The 17,504-nt window shown below is 62.3% G+C and carries 16 protein-coding genes; 12 read left to right on the forward strand and 4 right to left on the reverse strand.

Going from position 1 to position 17,504, the window contains the following annotated elements; all coding sequences use genetic code 11:
• Positions 1 to 121: 121 nt before the first annotated feature.
• From ACH2CW_RS16600 to ACH2CW_RS16615, 4 genes are all read left to right on the forward strand, one after another.
• A complete protein-coding gene (locus ACH2CW_RS16600) occupies positions 122 to 1,663 on the forward strand; it encodes an acyl-CoA carboxylase subunit beta (RefSeq protein ID WP_395060150.1) in 1,542 nt (513 codons plus the stop codon).
• A gap of 110 nt (positions 1,664 to 1,773) precedes the next feature.
• Positions 1,774 to 3,822, forward strand: coding sequence for an acetyl-CoA carboxylase biotin carboxylase subunit (locus ACH2CW_RS16605; RefSeq protein WP_395060152.1), 2,049 nt, complete (start codon positions 1,774 to 1,776; stop codon positions 3,820 to 3,822).
• A gap of 15 nt (positions 3,823 to 3,837) precedes the next feature.
• Positions 3,838 to 4,119: a cupin domain-containing protein gene (locus ACH2CW_RS16610; protein WP_395060154.1), complete on the forward strand. Its 282-nt coding sequence runs from the start codon at positions 3,838 to 3,840 to the stop codon at positions 4,117 to 4,119.
• Positions 4,116 to 4,622, forward strand: coding sequence for a VOC family protein (locus tag ACH2CW_RS16615; protein ID WP_395060156.1), 507 nt, complete (start codon positions 4,116 to 4,118; stop codon positions 4,620 to 4,622). Before ACH2CW_RS16610 ends, ACH2CW_RS16615 begins: the two co-directional genes overlap by 4 nt.
• A 65-nt stretch (positions 4,623 to 4,687) precedes the next feature.
• Here the strand turns inward: ACH2CW_RS16615 and rsxB are convergent, their stop codons facing one another.
• Positions 4,688 to 5,347: an electron transport complex subunit RsxB gene (rsxB, locus tag ACH2CW_RS16620; protein ID WP_395060158.1), complete on the reverse strand. Its 660-nt coding sequence runs from the start codon at positions 5,345 to 5,347 to the stop codon at positions 4,688 to 4,690.
• A 186-nt stretch (positions 5,348 to 5,533) separates the two neighbouring features.
• Positions 5,534 to 6,916: a polyhydroxyalkanoate depolymerase gene (locus ACH2CW_RS16625; RefSeq protein ID WP_395060160.1), complete on the reverse strand. Its 1,383-nt coding sequence runs from the start codon at positions 6,914 to 6,916 to the stop codon at positions 5,534 to 5,536.
• A 175-nt stretch (positions 6,917 to 7,091) separates the two neighbouring features.
• Between ACH2CW_RS16625 and ygiD the strand changes: the two genes are divergently transcribed.
• The 5 genes from ygiD to ACH2CW_RS16650 all read left to right on the forward strand — a co-directional run bounded on the left by ygiD (position 7,092) and on the right by ACH2CW_RS16650 (position 10,962).
• Complete coding sequence (gene ygiD / locus ACH2CW_RS16630) at positions 7,092 to 7,946, forward strand: 4,5-DOPA dioxygenase extradiol (protein WP_395060162.1); 855 nt, start codon at positions 7,092 to 7,094, stop codon at positions 7,944 to 7,946.
• A 19-nt stretch (positions 7,947 to 7,965) separates the two neighbouring features.
• The gene (locus ACH2CW_RS16635) at positions 7,966 to 8,334 is read left to right on the forward strand and encodes a nuclear transport factor 2 family protein (protein ID WP_395060164.1); all 369 of its coding nucleotides are present in this window, start codon (positions 7,966 to 7,968) and stop codon (positions 8,332 to 8,334) included.
• A 340-nt stretch (positions 8,335 to 8,674) separates the two neighbouring features.
• Positions 8,675 to 9,667, forward strand: coding sequence for a sulfate ABC transporter substrate-binding protein (locus tag ACH2CW_RS16640; RefSeq protein ID WP_395060165.1), 993 nt, complete (start codon positions 8,675 to 8,677; stop codon positions 9,665 to 9,667).
• Positions 9,668 to 9,996: 329 nt separating this feature from the next.
• Entirely contained in the window at positions 9,997 to 10,269 is a 273-nt protein-coding gene (locus ACH2CW_RS16645) for a hypothetical protein (protein ID WP_395060167.1), read from the forward strand.
• 171 nt (positions 10,270 to 10,440) lie between these two features.
• Complete coding sequence (locus ACH2CW_RS16650; RefSeq protein WP_395060169.1) at positions 10,441 to 10,962, forward strand: disulfide bond formation protein B; 522 nt, start codon at positions 10,441 to 10,443, stop codon at positions 10,960 to 10,962.
• A 123-nt stretch (positions 10,963 to 11,085) separates the two neighbouring features.
• On the opposite strand, the gene ACH2CW_RS16655 is transcribed toward ACH2CW_RS16650, so the two are convergent.
• Positions 11,086 to 11,499 carry a hypothetical protein gene (locus ACH2CW_RS16655; RefSeq protein WP_395060171.1) on the reverse strand — a complete coding sequence of 138 codons (414 nt, stop codon included), beginning with the start codon at positions 11,497 to 11,499 and terminating at the stop codon, positions 11,086 to 11,088.
• 148 nt (positions 11,500 to 11,647) lie between these two features.
• On the opposite strand from ACH2CW_RS16655, the gene imuA reads away from it, so the two are divergent.
• Genes imuA through ACH2CW_RS16670 form a run of 3 tightly spaced genes read left to right on the forward strand, consistent with a single transcriptional unit; the run spans position 11,648 to position 16,992 of the window.
• Entirely contained in the window at positions 11,648 to 12,409 is a 762-nt protein-coding gene (gene imuA, locus ACH2CW_RS16660) for a translesion DNA synthesis-associated protein ImuA (protein ID WP_395060173.1), read from the forward strand.
• Positions 12,369 to 13,781 (forward strand): Y-family DNA polymerase, encoded by a 1,413-nt coding sequence (locus tag ACH2CW_RS16665; RefSeq protein ID WP_395060175.1) that lies wholly within the window; start codon positions 12,369 to 12,371, stop codon positions 13,779 to 13,781. The genes imuA and ACH2CW_RS16665 overlap by 41 nt, the downstream gene beginning before the upstream one ends.
• 4 nt (positions 13,782 to 13,785) lie before the next feature.
• The gene (locus tag ACH2CW_RS16670) at positions 13,786 to 16,992 is read left to right on the forward strand and encodes an error-prone DNA polymerase (RefSeq protein WP_395060177.1); all 3,207 of its coding nucleotides are present in this window, start codon (positions 13,786 to 13,788) and stop codon (positions 16,990 to 16,992) included.
• Positions 16,993 to 17,071: 79 nt separating this feature from the next.
• Here ACH2CW_RS16670 and ACH2CW_RS16675 read toward each other — a convergent pair.
• Positions 17,072 to 17,504: hypothetical protein (locus ACH2CW_RS16675; protein WP_395060179.1), on the reverse strand; the 433-nt coding region annotated here is incomplete at its 5' end.

Raw genomic sequence — 17,504 nt, forward strand, 5'->3', positions numbered from 1 at the left:
TGCTGGCCCAAGTTGCCACTGGGCAGGTTCCAGCCTCTACAGCAGCACGAAATCTGCTCGTAGCCCAATCAACTCGGGCGCAAGCAGCTCCTCAATAAATAGCAATTTACAGAAACTAATTATGCAAGACATTCTCGAAAAGCTAGAACAAAAACGCGCCGCTGCCCGACTCGGCGGTGGCCAAAAGCGCATTGACGCGCAGCACGGCAAGGGCAAACTGACGGCGCGCGAACGGCTGGAGCTGCTGCTCGACGAAGGCACCTTTGAAGAATGGGACATGTTTGTCGAACACCGCTGCACCGATTTCGGCATGGCTGACAACCGGCCGCCGGGCGACGGCGTGGTCACCGGCTACGGCATGATCAATGGCCGCCTGGTGTTTGTTTTCAGCCAGGATTTCACCGTCTTCGGCGGTGCGCTCAGCGAGGCCCATGCCGAGAAAATCTGCAAGGTGATGGACCAGGCCATGAAGGTCGGCGCGCCGGTGATTGGCCTCAACGACTCCGGCGGCGCCCGCATCCAGGAAGGCGTGGCCTCGCTCGGTGGGTATGCCGACGTGTTCCAGCGCAATGTCATGGCCAGCGGGGTGGTGCCGCAGATCAGCATGGTCATGGGCCCGTGTGCCGGCGGCGCCGTGTATTCGCCGGCCATGACCGACTTCATCTTCATGGTCAAGGACAGCAGCTACATGTTTGTCACCGGCCCCGAAGTTGTGAAAACCGTGACGCATGAAGAAGTGACCGCCGAGGAACTCGGCGGCGCCACCACCCACACCACCCGCAGCGGTGTCGCCGACCTGGCCTTTGAAAACGATGTGGAGGCGCTCTTGATGCTGCGCCGGCTTTACAACTACCTGCCGCTGAACAACCGCGAAAAAGCGCCTGTTCGTATGTCAGGCCCCAGCGCCGACCCGGCCGGCCGCATGGACCTGAGCCTGGACACCCTGGTGCCCGAGAACCCGAACAAACCTTATGACATGAAGGAGCTGATCACCAAGACGGTCGACGACGGTGACTTCTTCGAGCTGCAGCCCGAGTATGCGAAGAACATCATCATCGGTTTTGCGCGCATGGAAGGCCAGACCGTGGGTATCGTTGCGAACCAGCCACTGGTGCTGGCCGGCTGCCTGGACATCAAGAGTTCGATCAAGGCCGCGCGGTTTGTGCGTTTTTGTGATGCGTTCAACATCCCGGTCATTACCTTTGTGGATGTGCCCGGCTTCATGCCCGGCACCAGCCAGGAGTACGGCGGCATCATCAAACACGGTGCCAAGCTGCTTTACGCGTATGCTGAATGCACCGTGCCGAAAATCACCGTGATCACGCGCAAGGCCTACGGCGGCGCTTATGACGTGATGAGTTCCAAACACCTGCGCGGCGACGTCAACTTCGCCTGGCCGAACGCCGAGATCGCGGTCATGGGTGCCAAGGGCGCGGTCGAGATCATCTTCCGCGAAGACAAGGGCGACCCGGCCAAACTGGCCGCCAAAGAAGCCGAGTACAAGGCGCGGTTTGCCAACCCCTTTGTCGCCGGCGCGCGCGGCTTCATCGACGATGTGATCCTGCCGCATGAGACCCGCAAACGCATCTGCCGCTCGCTGGTGATGCTGAAAGACAAGAAGCTCGAGAACCCGTGGCGCAAACACGGGAACATTCCGCTGTGATCTGTCATTGCGGGCTTGACCCGCAATCCATCTCACGATGACTACTTGAATGCAACTGCCAACAACCTGGATGCCGGATCCAGTTCGGCATGACAAGATCTGAGGAAAAAATGTTTACCAAAATACTCATCGCCAATCGAGGTGAAATCGCCTGCCGCGTCATCCTCACCGCCCGCAAGATGGGCATCCAAACCGTGGCGGTGTATTCCGATGCCGACAAGGACGCGCGCCATGTCGAACTGGCTGACGAAGCCGTCAACATCGGTCCGGCGCCCAGCCGCGACAGCTATTTGCAGGCCGACAAGATCATTGCCGCCTGCAAGCAGACCGGCGCGCAGGCGGTGCATCCCGGCTACGGCTTCCTCAGCGAAAACGCGGGTTTTGCCAAACGGGTCGAGGAGGAGGGCATTGTTTTCATCGGCCCCAAACATTATTCGATTGCCGCCATGGGCGACAAGATCGAATCCAAAAAACTGGCCGGTGCGGCGGGCGTGAACTGCATTCCCGGCGTTAACGACGCGATTGAAACGCCGGAGAAGGCGGTCGAGATTGCAAAGGGCATCGGTTACCCGGTGATGATCAAGGCCTCGGCCGGCGGCGGCGGCAAGGGCCTGCGCGTGGCCTTCAATGACAAGGAGGCCTTCGAGGGTTTCACCTCCTGCCGCAACGAGGCACGCAACAGTTTTGGTGATGACCGGGTTTTCATCGAAAAGTTTGTCGAGGAGCCGCGCCACATCGAGATTCAGCTGATCGGCGACAGCCAAGGCAATGTGATTTACCTCAACGAGCGTGAATGTTCGATCCAGCGCCGACACCAGAAAGTGATTGAGGAAGCGCCAAGTCCGTTTATCAGCGACGCCACGCGCAAAGCCATGGGTGAGCAGGCGGTGGCGCTGGCCAAGGCCGTCAAGTACGAAAGCGCTGGCACGGTGGAGTTTGTCGTCGGCAAGGACCAGAGCTTTTATTTCCTCGAGATGAACACCCGGCTGCAGGTGGAGCACCCCGTGACCGAATGCATCACCGGCCTGGACCTGGTCGAGCTGATGATTCGCGTGGCGGCTGGCGAGAAGCTGCCGCTGGCGCAGAAAGACGTGCAGCGCAATGGCTGGGCGATGGAATGCCGCATCAATGCGGAAGACCCGTTTCGCAGCTTTTTGCCCTCCACCGGCCGGCTGGTGCGTTTTCAGCCGCCGAAAGAGACGATGTTTGCCTCAGACACCGCGCAGCTGAACGGCGTGCGGGTCGACACCGGTGTGCAGGACGGCGGCGAGATACCGATGTTTTACGACTCGATGATTGCCAAGCTCATCGTGCACGGCAAAGACAGAAACGAGGCCATTGCCAAGATGCGCGAGGCCCTCAATGCCTTTGTGATTCGTGGCATCAGCAGCAACATTCCTTTCCAGGCGGCTTTGCTGGCGCACCCAAAATTTGTCGCTGGTGACTTCAACACCGGCTTTATTGCCGAGAACTATGCGCAGGGCTTCCACGCCGAAGACGTACCGCACGCTGATCCAGATTTTCTGGTGGCGCTCGCGGCCTATGTGAATCGGCGCATGTTGGGCCGCGCTGCGGGCATCAGCGGGCAGATGCCGGGACACGGTGTCACGGTCGGAGAAGAGTTTGTGGTGGTTGGGCTGGGTGCAGCCGGCAACAACACCTCACAGGCCGTCATGGTGCGCGATTATCAAGCCCAATCGGGCTCCAGCCGAATAGACACGGGCGCGGGAAGCTATGAAATATGTAGCAACTGGCACCTGGGCGGCGCCCGCATCCGTGGCACGGTCAATGGCCAGCCGTTTGCTGCGCAGGTCGAACGCGGCGTCGGCCGCAACCCGCTGGCGATTCGCATTGCCCACGATGGCACGCGGCTGGATGCGCTGGTGTTGTCGCCGCGCGCTGCCACGCTGCATGCGCTGATGCCCTACAAGGCGCCGCCCGACATGAGCCGTTTTGTGCTCTCGCCCATGCCTGGCCTGCTGGTCGAGGTGGCAGTTCAGCCCGGCCAGAAGGTGCAGGCGGGTGAGCGTGTGGCGGTGATCGAGGCCATGAAGATGGAAAATGTGCTGTTTGCGACTGCCGACGGCGTGGTGGGCAAGGTGCTGGCGACCAAGGGCGAGTCGCTCAGCGTTGATCAGCCGATTGTGGAATTTGTCTAGAACAGGAAACGCACCATGACTACCCAGGAATTTCACGACGAACTCAAGGCCAACCGTTTCGAGGCGGCCATTGCCATCGACCGCCCTGTCGGTTACGCCATGGGCGAGCATCAGCACCCCTTTGACGCCTGCGTATTCGTCACTGCAGGCGATATCACGCTGGTGGTCGATGGCGTGTCCACACGCTACGGGGTGGGTGATGTGTTCCGCTTGCCGGCGGGCACGCCCCACCTGGAGGCGGCAGGCCCCCAGGGTGTGAGCTACCTCTCTGGCCGTCGGCCGGTCACCCCGGCATGAGCCAGTTCCTTCAACAGGCGCAGGGCAGGCCCTTCAAAGTCCTGGGCATCCAGCAAATCGCCATCGGCGGCACCGACAAACAGCGCCTGCAAAAACTCTGGGTCGAGATGCTGGGCCTGGAAGTCACGGGCACCTTCCGCAGCGAGCGTGAAAACGTCGACGAGGACATTTGCGCCATCGGCAGCGGCCCCTTCAAGGTCGAGGTGGATTTGATGCAGCCGCTCGATCCGGACAAGAAGCCGGCGGTACACACCACGCCGCTGAATCACGTCGGCCTGTGGATCGACGACTTGCCGAAAGCTGTCGAGTGGTTGACCGGGCAGGGCGTACGTTTTGCGCCTGGCGGCATCCGCCAGGGCGCGGCGGGTTTCGATATCTGCTTTTTGCACCCCAAGGCCAATGAGGCCTTCCCGATCGCGGGGGAGGGGGTGCTGATTGAGCTTGTGCAGGCCCCGCCCGAGGTCATCGCAGCCTTTGGAAAACTTCAAGGGGTGGCCGGCTGAGGCCATGTCCTGCGCATCGATTCCGGGTGTTTTTGATCCGCGACACCTTGGGCTGACCGTGAATGCTATTTTTCCGGCTCGCGCCTGGCGCGGGCACGCGCCAGGGCGGATTCAATCACGGCGCGTTTCTGGTCCAGCACAGCGGGATCGGTGTGCTGGGAGTGCCCCGGCAGGTCGGCCAGCACGGCTTGCGCTTTTTCTTCAAGCCTTTTCTGGTTCCGGCCCACGTCCGCCGTGCGCCGAAAGCTATGAATTTCATAGCGATGGCGGGCCAGGGCTGCATCGGCAGGTGACCAGGCGGCCCATCCGGTGCGCTCTGTGGTGACGTTGTCGAGGCTGATGCAGTCGACGGGACAGACGGGAATACACAGTTCACAGCCGGTGCAATACGGCTCAATCACCGTGTGCATGAGTTTGTTGCTGCCAACAATGGCGTCGGTCGGGCAGGCGTCCAGGCACAAGGTGCAGCCTATGCACCAGGCTTCGTCGATGACGGCCAGGTGGCGCGGGCCTTCGCTGCCGTTGACGGGGTTGAGTGGCAGCTGCGGCCGGCCGGTGATGGCCGCCAGCCGGCCTATGCCTTCGGCACCGCCCGGCGGACACTGGTTGATGTCAGCCTGACTGTCGGCAATAGCCTGTGCGTAGGCCGCGCAGTCCGGGTAGCCGCAGCGCGTGCACTGGGTTTGCGGCAGGGCGGCGTTGATGCGGTCGGCGAGCGGGTCCACGGCGGATGGCTAGTACTGCAACCCGGAAGTAGCGGAACAAAATGAAAGTGATGGCTTCGTGCCCAGGGCAAGGCGCCAGCCGCAGCGAAGGCTGTGCGCCTTCGCAAGGATGGCAACGCCGCCATGGGTGCGAAGACGCGCTTTCATGTTTCGATATTTTCGGATTGCAGTACTAGGGCTGGCCGCTTATTTCCTGGTGGCGGATTTTTTTGCGGCCGCGCGAGGCGTCGCCACCGGGCTGCGGCGGGTGGCTGGTTTTGCTATTGTTTTAGGAGCTGCCTTTGCTTGTCCGGCAGGGGCTACAGGCTCATTATGCTCAAGAATGAAGGCCTTGACCTGTGGATAAACAATGTCGCGCCAGCGGCGGCCGCTGAAGATGCCGTAGTGACCCGCCCCTTTGACTTCCAGGTGCTTCTGGCGTGCCTTGGGCACGTTGTGGCACAGGCCGTGTGCGGCTTCGGTCTGGCCGGAACCGGAGATGTCGTCGAGCTCGCCTTCCACCGTGAAGTGGGCCGTGGTGGTGATGTCCTCGGGCCGTACGCGCTCAAGCTTGCCGGTGATGGACTTCACGTCCCAGGTGCCGTTGACCAGCTTGAATTCCTGAAACACGGTCTTGATGGTGTCCAGGTAGTACTCGGCGTCCATGTCGAGTACGGCGTTGTACTCGTCATAGAACTTGACGTGGGCTTCGGTGCTGGCACCGTCGCCCTTGAGCAGGTCCTTGAAGTAGTCGAAATGACTTTTTGCATGGTTGCTCGGGTTCATGGCGACAAACCCGGTGTGCTGCAGAAAGCCGGGGTAGACGCGTCGGCCGGCACCCGGGAAGTTGCCCGGCACCTTGTAAATCACATTGCTCTCGAACCACTCGTAGCTCTTGTTCATGGCCAGGTTGTTGACGGCTGTCGGCGACTTGCGCGCGTCGATGGGGCCGCCCATCATGGTCATGGACAGCGGCGTGGTTTCGCCGCGGCTGGCCATCAGTGAGACGGCAGCCAGTACCGGCACGGTCGGCTGGCAGACGCTGACGACGTGGCAGTTGCCGTAAATGCCTTGCAAGTGGCCGATGAACTCCTGCACATAGTTGACGTAGTCGTCAAGCGAGAAGGAGCCATCAGACAGCGGCACGGTGCGGGCGTTTTTCCAGTCGGTGATGTAGACCTTGTGGTCTTTCAGCATGGATTTGACGGTGTCGCGCAGCAAGGTGGCGTAGTGGCCGGACAGTGGCGCCACGATCAGCACGGTGGGCTGACCCTTGAGCCGGGTCAGCGTGGCCGGGTCGTCGGTGAAACGCTTGAAGCGGCGCAACTCGCAAAAAGGCTTGTCGAGCTCGATCCGCTCATGGATGGCGATGTTGGTGCCTTCCACGTCGACTGTGCTGATACCGAACTCTGGTTTTTCGTAATCTTTGCCGAGCCGGTAAATCAGGCTGTAGCCGGCCGAGATGCGCTGTGCCAGCGGGTTCTGACCGAAAGGCGAGCTGGGGCTGCTGTAGATTTTGGCGGCGGCCTGCGCGAAGTCGACAAAGGGCTCCATCAGGGAGCGCTGGGTTTCATAGACTTGGTAAAGCATGCGAGAAGACCTTTCGCAACGACGTATGTTGCAGTGCAACAAATAATAACAGGTACGCTTATCAATGAATGGAGGGCAAACACCAATAAAGCAGCTTGTTCTGACGCCTTTCGCCCCTTGTTTTTTCGCCTTCTGCAGCTATTGACTGGAAACTTGCCGTGCAACTGGACTATTTATGACCGAGATCACCGGCGCAGCGCCGCAGAACCCCTGGGGGTCACTGAAAAAATCCGACCGCATGCCTGTTTTATTCGTGGGCCATGGCAGCCCGATGAATGCCATCGGCGACAACGAATACAGCCGGAGCTGGCGGGCGCTGGGCGCCCGCTTCGGCGCCGACTACCCGCCGCCGCAGCTGATTTTGTGCATTTCCGCACACTGGCTGACCGAGGGCTGGTGGCTGACGGCGATGGACCGGCCCAAAACCATTCACGACTTTGGCGGCTTTCCGCAGGAATTGTTCGACCAGCAGTACCCCGCGCCCGGTGACGCGGCAGCCGCAAGCGCCATCAGCCATCAGGTCCGGCAGCGCGGTTCTGCGCCGCTGGGTCTGGACACGGCGGAATGGGGGCTGGACCACGGCACCTGGTCGGTCCTCAAACCGATGTTTCCGGATGCGGCCATTCCAGTGATGCAGCTCAGCATGGACTACAGCCGCGCGCCTGAGGAACACTATGCGCTGGCCCGGCAGCTCAAGGCGTTGCGCGAGCGGGGCGTGCTGATTGTCGGCAGCGGCAACATCGTGCACAACCTGCGCCAGGCCCAGCGCGGCGCGGCCGGCCACCAGGCGTATGACTGGGCGCTGGAGTTCGACCAGACCGCCGGCGGCCAGATCCAGCAGGGCAACCTGGACGCCCTGCAGAATTTTCTCAAGCTCGGACAACTCGCCAAAATGGCGCATCCCACGCACGAACACTACCTGCCGCTGCTGTATGCAGCCGGCGCGGTTGACGCGGGCGAACAGCCCCAATTTTTCAACACAAACTTTCAGCTCGGCTCGATCTCCATGCGATCCGTGGTCTGGGGCTGAACCACAAACTACAACGACCATGCCAAGCCGCCAAACCGTGCAAGCCTTTATCGCCCTGGTCGAACAGGGCCAGTATGTCGAAGCCATCGAGCAGTTTTATGCGCGTGACGCGAGCATGCAGGAAAACAGCCAGCCGCCGCGCCGTGGCCGGGACACCCTGGTCACTTACGAACGCGCCGTCATGGCAGCCTGCAGCGCCATGCGCACCTTGCCGGTGGAGTCGTTTCTTGTCGATGGTGACTTCGTCGTGATCCATTGGGTGTTTGAGTTCACCCGGCACTCGGGCACAACCATGCGCATCGACGAGCTGGCGCACCAGCGTTGGGAGGGCGAGAAGATCGTCGAAGAACGCTTTTTCTATGACCCTGTGGCGGCTGCCGCCGAGTAGGCAGACCTCACAGACGCTATCAATTCAGGAGCTGCTTGTGCCCGACTGGCAAGGGCTGCAGGCCAATTTTTTGCCTGAATTGGCGCAGGCGCGGTCTGCGTTCTGGCTATATTCGTTGGTCGATATAAATTAACAACGATATATTCTTTTGAGTTTTAACGATGGCTGCCCAAAATGCATTCTCCGACGCTGCATCACGGGGAGCCATCATGCCAAAACGCCCATCCTGCAATAACTCGCCCCGGTCCTGACATTGGCTAGGGCTGTGCGGTCCCTCATCGTCCCCGGCTGGCGCGACTCCTTCCTCCTTTTGCTCTCCCTCTGCTCCTCCGGACACTGTATGACTACAAAAATCAAACTCGCCTTTGCAGCCATCGCCCTGGCCACCGGCGGCCTGGCGTCCGCCCAGACCCTGCTCAACGGTTCGCATGACGTGGCGCGCGAGTTCTACAAGGACTACAACGCGGCCTTCATCGCCAACTACAAGAAAACCACCGGCAAGGACATCCGGATTGACCAGTCGCACGCGGGCTCCAGTGGGGTAGCGCGTTCGGTCGCCGACGGCCTGGACGCCGACGTGGTGACCATGAACACCACCACCGACATCGACTTCCTCGCCGAGCAAGGTCTGGTGGACAAAGACTGGACCCAACACTTTCCGAATGACGCGTCACCCACCACCTCGACCATGGTGTTCCTGGTGCGCAACGGCAACCCCAAGGGCATCAAGGACTGGGCCGACCTGATCAAGCCCGGCGTGCAGGTGGTCGTCGTCAACCCCAAGACAGGTGGCCACGGCCGTATGGCTTATCTGGCGGCCTGGGGCTCGGTACGAAAAAACGGCGGCAGCGATGCGCAGGCCGCCGAGTTTGTCGGCAAGCTGTACAAAAACGTCCCCATCCTGGCCAAGGGCGGCCGCGATGCGACTTCCATCTTTCTACAGCGCAGCACCGGTGATGTGCTGATCACCTTTGAGTCTGACGTGCTCTCGGTCAATCGCGAGTTCGGCGAAGGCAAGGTCGACGCGGTCTACCCCTCGTCCAGCATCGTGGCGGAGAACCCGGTGGCCGTGGTGGAGCGCACCGCCGCCAAAAAGGGCACGAGCGAACTGGCCAAGGCTTACCTGGCGTATCTGTACTCGGACGTGGGGCAGGAGATCGCGGCGCAACATGCGATACGTCCGCGTTCGACCGCGGTGCTCAAGAAGTATTCGAACGTGTTCAAGCCGATCCAGCAGTTCACAGTGAAGGACTATTTCGGCTCACTCGGCGAGGCGCAGAAGGTTCACTTCAAGGACGGCGGCCAGTTCGACAGGCTCTACACCGTCAAATAACGGGTCCCCACGCTTTTCGCTTCGCGAGGCTGCGGCGATTCGCCGCCCCTTGATTGGAGGAAAAGGCTATGTTCCCCAAGGTGCGGCCAGGCCGATCCGCTGATCGGGGCACAAATTCTTTCGCAGCCGTAACGCGACATGGGTTTTGTGGATGCGGGGGAAGGGATGTGAGAAAAAAAAGATTCTGCCCACATGGACTTAGGAGGACGCCTACAAACCGGGCGTCGATCCGCAAGGAAGATCTGCTCAAAGTTACTGCTCAACAGACTATTTGACTGGTGAGCCAGGCTTTTAATTTCTCAGATCAACATTTTTACGGGAGTCCCCACATGCTAAAAACCACCTTCGCTATTGCACTTGTTTCTGTCAGTGCACTGGGCCTGAGCGCTTGCGATGTCAAAAAAACCCAGGAAGGCAACATCACTGTGCCTAAAGTTGAAGTCACCAAGACCCAGGAAGGCGACGTCACCTTGCCCAAATACGATGTCAAAACACCGGACGTCACAGTCGGCACCACCGAAAAAACGGTGGCTGTTCCTACCGTGAAGGTGGAAGAGAAAAAAATCGAAGTACCGACCGTGACGGTGACGCCGGCCAAGTAATTTCGGTCCGGCTTTTTTCAGGATGCCGCGCGGAGTTTTCCGTGGCGGCATTTTTTGTTTCAGCACACCAAAGGGGGCTTGCCCGAGTTGGGGGTGTTTCCCGGCAGGGAACTTATCAGCGCCTAAACTCACGAACATCGGACAATTGCATATTGAGATTGAAGGACCGTGATGTTGTTGACGTATTTCGAAACCGCGCCGCGCCGCGTGCTGACGCTGGTGTCGGCGGGCTGTGTGGCCATGCTGGCTTTTGGTTTGTACCTGCAGCATGTGGTGGGCCTGGAGCCGTGCCCCATGTGTATCGTGCAGCGTTATGCCTTGATGCTGGTGGCGATTTTTTCGGGCCTGACGGCGTTTGCCAATAAAAAAGCATGGCTCCTGACGGGCTCGGCCGTGACGCTGCTGGCAGCCGGCTTCGGCGCCTTTGTGGCGGCGCGTCAGAGCTGGTTGCAGTGGTATCCGCCCGAAGAAGCGTCCTGCGGCCGCGATTTTTACGGAATGATCGAGATGTTTCCGCTGCAGCGCGTGATCCCGATGATTTTCAAGGGCAGCGGCGACTGCACCAAGATCGACTGGACTTTTCTGGGCCTGTCGATTGCCAACTGGTCGTTTCTGTGTTTTGCCGGCATTGCGCTGTTGATGCTGGTGTTGCTGATCGCTCAGGGGTGCGGGGCCAGGCAAAACCGCCGTTGACCCGATTTGTCATTGCGGGCGCCGACCCGCATCCATGCTGAACCACTGTACCGTTGGTTCGCGCGCATGGATCCCGGATCCAGTCCGGGATGACACCCTCAGATGTAGCCTGTCCGGCTGTAGCTACGGTGGCAGCGGCGCCACCCTGGCCGGCACCAGCACAATTTCAATGCTGCCGCCGGGGTTGTGGCTACGCAGCCGCAATTCGTCATGGCTCAGATTCAGGATGTCGGTCGGATACTCCTGCGAGGCCTCAATCATCGTCAGCTTGCCGTTTGTGTACGTCCAGGCGCCGAAGGCGGCCTTGCTGTCGGGTGAGGTGATCACCAGGGTGCCGTCGGACAAAAATGCGTACAGCATGCCCGGAGCCACACCGGTCGACAGGTTGACCTCCCACACCTTGTTGATGAAGCCCGGCTTGACATGGGGCGGCAGGCCTGCCGGCGGGTAGACCGCCGCCTTCTCAGGGGCTTCGGAGCAGGCCGCAACCAGCAACAAGGCCGCGATGCCGCCAGCTCGCCGGAGCGCGATTTTCATGGTGTGGAACTCCGAAAAATGATTTTCTGCCGCAGCTGAAAAGGTGTAATACTGTACATATCAACAGTATATTGCCCCCTTTGTCATGTCTGCATTTTTACCTGCCGCCCCCAGCTTATCCTGCCTCCTGGGTGGTGGCGCGGGCGCCTTGCCTGCGGAGCTTTCATGGGGCCCCGGTGTCTGGCGTGCCGGCGAGTTGGGCGGCAGCCGCCTGCAGGCGCTGGACACCGGTGACGCCGCCCTGAATGCGGTGCTGCCCGGCGGCGGCTGGCCGCAGGGCGCGCTGGTCGAGGTGCTGCAGCCGCAAGCCGGCCAGCACGAGTGGGGACTGGTCGGGCCGGCGCTGGCCGGCCTGCAGGCGGCGTTGCCGGGCCAGTTGCTGGTGCTGACAGGTGCGCCGTGCCAGCCCTTTGGCCCGGCGCTGGGGGCGCGCCAGCTCGACATGTCGCGCCTGTTGTGTGTGCAGTCCGCCCAGGGCGACGGCCCGGCCTTGCTGTGGGCCACACGCGAGGCGCTGCAGTGCGCCGACGTGGCGGCCGTGCTCGCCTGGCTGCCCGATGTACGCAGCGCACATTTGCGCCGGTTGCAGATCGCCGCACATGCGCACAACAAGCTGCTGTTTGTGTTTCGCACCCCGCGCGCGCAGCAGGAGTCCTCGCCCGCGCCGCTGCGCCTGCTGCTTGAAGCTGTCAACCAGGAGGGCGGCAATCTGCGGGTGCATGTGCTCAAGCGGCGCGGCCCGCCATTGAGCGCGCCGCTGCTGCTCGATACGCGGCCGGCTCGCCTGACAGCGCTGCTGGCGGCCAGCCGCGAGCGCGCCCGCCTCAAGCGGGAAGAAACCACGCCACTTTTCCCACAGGCGAATGTCCATGCGTTGCTGGATCGCATTGCACACCTCGATCACCACTGAGCCCGGTGCCGGGCGGCTCGATGCGGTCGAGGCGCAGCGCGCGGTGGCCAGCATGGCGCTGGGCTTCACGCCGCGCGTGGCGCTGCTCGACGAAGCCGTGCTGATGGACGTGACCGGCAGTTTGCGCCTGTTTGGTGGCTTGGCGCGGCTGATGCAACAACTGGAAAGCCGTCTGCTCACATTTTTTGAGTCAAATCAATGCCTGGCCCTTGTCCAGCGGGCGCAAGGTGCTACTTCTTTAATAGCAATGGGGCGGCTGCGCATGACGACCGGGCAGGGCGCCAGGCCGCGCCAACGCGTGGCCGAGCTGCCCATGCACAGCCTGAGCGCGGCGCGCCCGCACCTGGGCGTGCTCGAACGCATCGGTTGCCGCACCTGGGACGACCTGCTGCGCCTGCCGCGCGACGGCGTGGCCCGGCGCTTCGGCGCAGAACTGCTGCAAGCGCTGGACCGCGCGCGTGGCAGCGTGGCCGACGAGTACCCATGGCTGGTGTTGCCCGAACACTTTGAAGAAAAAATCGAGCTCGACGCGCTGGTGACCCACGCACCGGCCCTGATGGCCGGCGCCCTGCGCCTGCTGACCCGGCTGCAGGCCTGGCTGCTGGGCCGGCAAAGCGGGTTAAGCGCGCTCCGGCTGACCTGGCACCTCGACAAACGCCGGGACGTGCCGCCCACCGGCGCGCTGGAGGTGCGCACGGCCCAACCCGCGCAGGACCTGCGCCATGTGGCGCGCCTGCTGGCCGAACAACTGGCGCAGCACCGCTTGCCGGCGCCGGTCCACGCGTTGAGCCTGCAGTCGCTGGTGACCGAGCCGCTGGCCGATGCGGCTGCCGCCACCGCCAGCCTCTTGATGACCGAGCGCAAGCAGGGCGACAGTGCGCTTGAACTGATCGAACGCCTGAGCGCGCGCCTGGGCGAGACGCAGGTGTTGGCCTGGCAGCCTGTGGCCGACCACCGGCCCGAACAGATGCAGCGTTGGGTGCCGGCCCAGAATGCTCTCAAATCGATAGCTTCCAGCGCCCGTCCGATAAGGGTCAGGGGCCAAAAAAGCTTGAAAAATCCAGCAACACCAGCCGCCAGGACCGAGGCGCTGTACCCAAGCTGGTTGCTGCCCGAAGCTGTGAAGCTGGCCGTGTCCGGCAACAGCCCGGTGTACCAGGGCAAGCTGGTGCGGCTGGCCGGCCCGCAGCGGCTCGAAGCCAGCGGCTGGTTGATGCCTGGAGGGCCTGCCAAACCGCCGGCCATCCGTGACTACTTCATCTACCGCAGCCAGCAGGCCGGCTTGTTGTGGATTTACAGCGAACGCCTGGCGCCGAGCAGCGCCGGGGTCGGGCCGCGGCGGGCCTGGTTTCTTCACGGCTTTTTTGCCTGACGCGATGTTGGGCACCTTGGCTTGCGGGCTTCCCGACTACGCGGAATTGCATGCGCTGAGCAACTTCAGCTTTCAGCGCGGCGCCTCGCATGCGCAGGAGCTGGTCGAGCGCGCGGCCGAACTGGGCTACCGGGCGCTGGCCATCACCGACGAATGTTCGGTCGCCGGCGTGGTGCGTGCGCATGAGGCGGCCAAAACATGCGGGCTCAAGCTGCTGCCGGGTGCCGAGTTTCTGGTACAGGCCCCCCAGCCTTGTCGGCTGGTGGTGTTGCCGCACAACGCCGCCGGCTGGGGCAACCTGTGTGAGTTCATCACTGCAGCCCGGCAGGCCGGCGATGTGATTGACAAAGGCAGCTACCGCGTTGCGATGGGAGAGACTGATTTTGCGCTGCTGGCTGATTGCGAAGTGCTGCTGTGCCCCTTGCCAGACGCTATCAATAGGGAAGCACTCTACGCCCAATGTATATGGGCTAGAGGCCTGTTTGGCACACATGTCTGGCTGGCCGTGGAGCTGCTGCAGGGTCTGGACGATGCGCTGCGGCTGCAGCAACTGCAGCAGGTGGCGCAGCGCACCGGCATCAGCCTGGTGGCCGCCGGTAACGTGCTGATGCATGTGCGCTCACGCAAACCGCTGCACGACGTGATGACCGCCATCCAGCTCGGCAAGACCGTGCATGAATGCGGCTTTGAACTGCAAGCCAATGCCGAGGCGCATCTGCGCCCGCGCATGCGCCTGGCCGACATCTACCCGGCCGGGCTGCTGCGCGCCACGCTGGTGGTGGCAGCGCGCTGCAGTTTCAGTCTGGACGAGATCCGCGCCATGTACCGCTACCCGCAGGAAGACATGGTGCCCGCTGCTGAAACACCGGCGCAATGCCTGCGGCGCCTGACGGCAGAGGGCGCGAAAAAGCGTTACCCCGGTGGGATGGATGAGGATCTTCAGGCGCAGGTCGACAAAGAGCTGGCCCTGATTGAAGAGCTTGAATACGAGATGTTTTTCATCACGGTGCACGACATCGTGCGTTTTGCCCGGCAGCAGGGAATCCTTTGCCAGGGGCGCGGCTCCGCGGCCAATTCGCTGGTTTGTTATTGCCTCGAAGTCACGGCCGTCAGCCCCGGCGAAAGCAAGCTGCTGTTCGAGCGCTTCATCAGCCGCGAGCGGCGTGAACCGCCCGACATTGACGTCGACTTCGAGCACCAGCGGCGCGAGGAAGTCATCCAGTACATCTACGGCAAGTACGGCCATGACCGCGCCGCCCTTGCCGCCACCGTCATCAGCTACCGGCCGCGCAGCGCCCTGCGCGACGTGGGCAATGCGCTGGGCATGGCGGCGGAGATCATTGAGCAGTTTGCCAAAGAGCATTTCTGGTTTGACGGCAGCGAGGCGCTGGCGAAAAAACTGCAAGAGGCCGGTCTTCAGGCGCAAGCCGGCCCGGTTTTGCAGTGGCTGGAACTGGCCTTGCAACTGATTGGTTTTCCGCGCCACCTGAGCCAGCACGTGGGTGGTTTTGTGCTGACGCAAGGCAAGCTGACACGGCTTGTTCCGGTGCAGCCGGCCTCCATGGAAAATCGCCGCATCATTCAGTGGGAGAAGCACGATCTGGAGGTCATGGGCCTGCTCAAGGTGGATGTGCTGGCGCTGGGCATGCTGTCGGCCATTCGCCGATGCCTGGACCTGGTGAATCAGGAACGCGGCAGCGACCTTGAAATGCACACCCTTGCGGTCCAGGACGAACAAACTTACGACATGATCTGCGAGGCCGACACCGTGGGCGTGTTCCAAATCGAGAGCCGCGCGCAGATGTCCATGCTGCCGCGTTTGCAGCCACGCAGCTATTACGACCTGGTGGTGCAGGTCGCCATCGTGCGGCCGGGGCCGATCCAGGGCGGCATGGTGCACCCCTACCTCAAAAACCGCGAGATCGTGCGCGGCGGCGGCGAGATCGCCTTCCGCTATCCCGAGCTCAAAGAAGCTCTGGGGCGCACCCTGGGCGTGCCGATTTTCCAGGAGCAGGTCATGCAGATCGCCATGATTGCCGCCGACTTCACCGCCGATGAGGCCGATCAGTTGCGCCGCTCCATGGCGGCCTGGAAACGCAAAGGCGGGGTTGAACATTTCCACGCCCGCCTGGTGGGCCGCATGATTGACAAAGGCTACGACCCTGAATTTTCAGAACGCATTTTCAGCCAGATCCGGGGCTTCGGCGAATACGGTTTTCCTGAAAGCCATGCGGCCAGTTTTGCCAAGCTGGTGTATGTGAGCTGCTGGCTCAAGTGCCACGAGCCGGCGTGTTTTCTTGCCTCCATGCTCAACGCACAACCGATGGGGTTTTATGCGCCCTCGCAACTGGTGCAGGACGCGCGCAAACACGGTGTCGAGGTGCGGGCGGTGGACGTCATGCACAGCCACTGGGATTGCACGCTGGAGCCGGCTGAAAACAAAGCCCCACCGCTCTATCCGGGCATCCGGGAAAACCAGCCGGCCGTCCGCCTCGGCTTGCGCCTGGTATCCGGCTTGCCGCAAGCTGCTGCCCGGCGCATGGAAGCCGCCCGCGCGCAAGCGCCGTTCACATCGACCGAAGACATCGTTGCGCGCGCCCGCCTGGGCACGCTGGAGATCAAGGCCCTGGCCGCCGCCGACGCCTTGCTGCCGCTGGCCGGTCACCGGCGCCAGCAAGTCTGGGAGGCAGCCGCCATCAAACCCGCACCGGGTCTGCTCAAGGCCGTGCCCACCCACGAGACCACGCTGCATTTGCCCGACACCCCCGAAGGCGAAAACATCCTGTTTGACTACCAGTCCACCGGCCTGAGCTTGCGGCGGCATCCGCTGGCCTTGCTGCGCCCGCGCCTGGCCCGGCGCGGGCTGCTGAGCGCCGGGCAGTTGAATGCGCTGCCCGATGGGCTGGAGGTGGCGGCCTGCGGCATCGTCACCGTGCGCCAGCAGCCGCAAACCGCCAAGGGCACGATTTTTGTGACGCTCGAAGACGAGACCGGCCCGGTCAATGTGATCGTCTGGAAGTCCCTGCGCGAAACCCAGCGCGCCGAAGTGCTGCATGCGCGGCTGCTGGCGGTGTACGGTGTGTGGCAGCGCAGCGAGGAAAGTGGCACCGCGCCCGGTTACGGCGCGGTGCGCAACCTGGTGGCGCAGCGGCTCGAAGACCTGACACCGCTGCTGGGGCGGCTGGGCACCTCCAGCCGGGACTTTCATTGACCCGCGCAAGGGTGTTTGAGCATCAAATCGGCCTCCAGACCATAACCAGCAAGCGTAAGAAGCTATCAAAACAGTAGCGTCAGGGGAGTTGTTGGGTGGCAGCCAAAAATTTATCGCGGTCGCCGGCATGGTCGATCTCATTGGCCAGTGCCCCGCGCAGCGTTTCCAGCACGGTATGCCGCGCCACCTGTTTTTTGACGAGCACCTTGGCGAGGGGGCCGATGACCTGGCTCAGCGCGCGCTCCAGGTGGGTGATCTGCGCCTCGGTGAACCACGGTGAGGACAGCGGGATGGACCGCCCGCTGTTGCGGCCGCTGGTGCTGTCATTGCCGCCGCTGTGGGTTCGGCTGATCGGCTGGCTGATGTCCGCGCGCGGCCGGCTGGCCGTGTCTGGCCGGCTGCTGGAAAAAAACGCGGGCTGGGTTTTGTGGCTGGGCGGATGGATAAACAGTTCACGCGCCTTCGGATCGGGAATGGAGACCGCCAGCAGCTCGCGCAAGCGCTGGGCACCG

This window comes from Polaromonas sp., from assembly GCF_043778355.1.
Taxonomy (GTDB): domain Bacteria; phylum Pseudomonadota; class Gammaproteobacteria; order Burkholderiales; family Burkholderiaceae_C; genus Polaromonas.